This is a genomic window from Rhodococcus chondri (genome assembly GCF_036327435.1).
In the GTDB taxonomy this organism is placed as follows: Bacteria; Actinomycetota; Actinomycetes; order Mycobacteriales; family Mycobacteriaceae; genus Rhodococcus; species Rhodococcus chondri.
Genome location: NZ_JAUZMZ010000376.1, coordinates 1 through 1,164 on the forward strand (window position 1 = coordinate 1; position 1,164 = coordinate 1,164).

Annotated in this window: 1 protein-coding gene and 1 pseudogene; both read left to right on the forward strand. The window is 70.4% G+C overall.

Annotation, left to right across the window (positions count from 1 at the left end; translation table 11 throughout):
• Window positions 1-401 (forward strand): annotated as a pseudogene (locus Q8814_RS26220) (4-(cytidine 5'-diphospho)-2-C-methyl-D-erythritol kinase); the annotation flags it as partial.
• Window positions 402-429: 28 nt separating this feature from the next.
• Window positions 430-1,164: ATP-binding cassette domain-containing protein (locus Q8814_RS26225; protein WP_330154841.1), on the forward strand; the 735-nt coding region annotated here is incomplete at its 3' end.

Sequence of the window (1,164 nt, forward strand, 5' to 3'; positions counted from 1 at the left end):
AGGACGGACTGTCCACCCCGGTGGTGTTCCGCGAACTCGACAGGCTGCGGGCTGCGGGCGATCCGAAGCGCGTCGGCGACACCGACGCCCTGCTCCACGCCCTGAGCACCGGAAACCCACGCGAACTCGCCCCGCTCCTGGGCAACGACCTGCAGTCCGCTGCGCTGTCGCTGCAGCCGGCGCTGCGTCGCACGCTGCGCGCCGGGGTGGAGGCCGGGGCGCTGGCGGGCATCGTCTCGGGTTCGGGTCCCACCTGCGCGTTCCTCGTCGCCGACGAGCGCGCGGCCGTCACCGTCAGCGCCGAGCTGGCCGGAGCCGGCGTGTGCCGCACCGTGCGTGTCGCATCCGGCCCGGTTCCCGGTGCCCGCGTGGTGGACCGCACCGCATCCACTCATCCCTGAACACACCCTCCGGAAGGCATGACTTCGCGTGGCGAATCTGATCAACCTCGAACAGGTCTCGAAATCGTTCGGCATCAAACCGCTGCTGGATTCGGTATCCCTCGGCGTCCAGGAAGGCGAGCGGATCGGGGTCGTCGGCCTCAACGGCGGCGGCAAGACCACCATGCTCGAAGTGCTCGCCGGCATCGAGCAACCCGATTCCGGTCGGGTGAGCCGCGTCGGCGGCCTGCGCATGGCGGTGGTCACCCAGCGCGGTGTGCTGCCAGAAGGATCGACCGTCGGCCAGGTGGTGCTCGGGCCGCTCGGTGTGGCCGAGCACGAATGGGCGGGTGACGCGCGTATCCGGTCGGTGCTCGCCGGAATCGGGATCGACAAGCTCGGACTCGATGCGGTCGTCGACGGATTGTCCGGCGGTGAACGGCGCCGGGTGGCGCTGGCCGCGGCGCTGGTGCAGGACCTGGACCTGTTGGTGCTGGACGAGCCCACCAACCACCTCGACGTCGAAGGCGTGCAGTGGCTGGCCGAGCACCTGCTGGACCGGCGCAGCGCCCTCGTTGTCGTCACCCACGACCGGTGGTTCCTCGACACCGTCGCCACCAGCACGTGGGAGGTGGTGAACGGCAAGATCGAGGCCTACGAGGGCGGCTACAACGACTGGATCTTCGCGCGCGCCGAGCGGTCCCGGCAGGCCCACGCGATGGAGGAACGCCGGCAGAACCTGGCCCGCAAGGAATTGGCGTGGCTGCGTTGCGGTGCCCCGGCC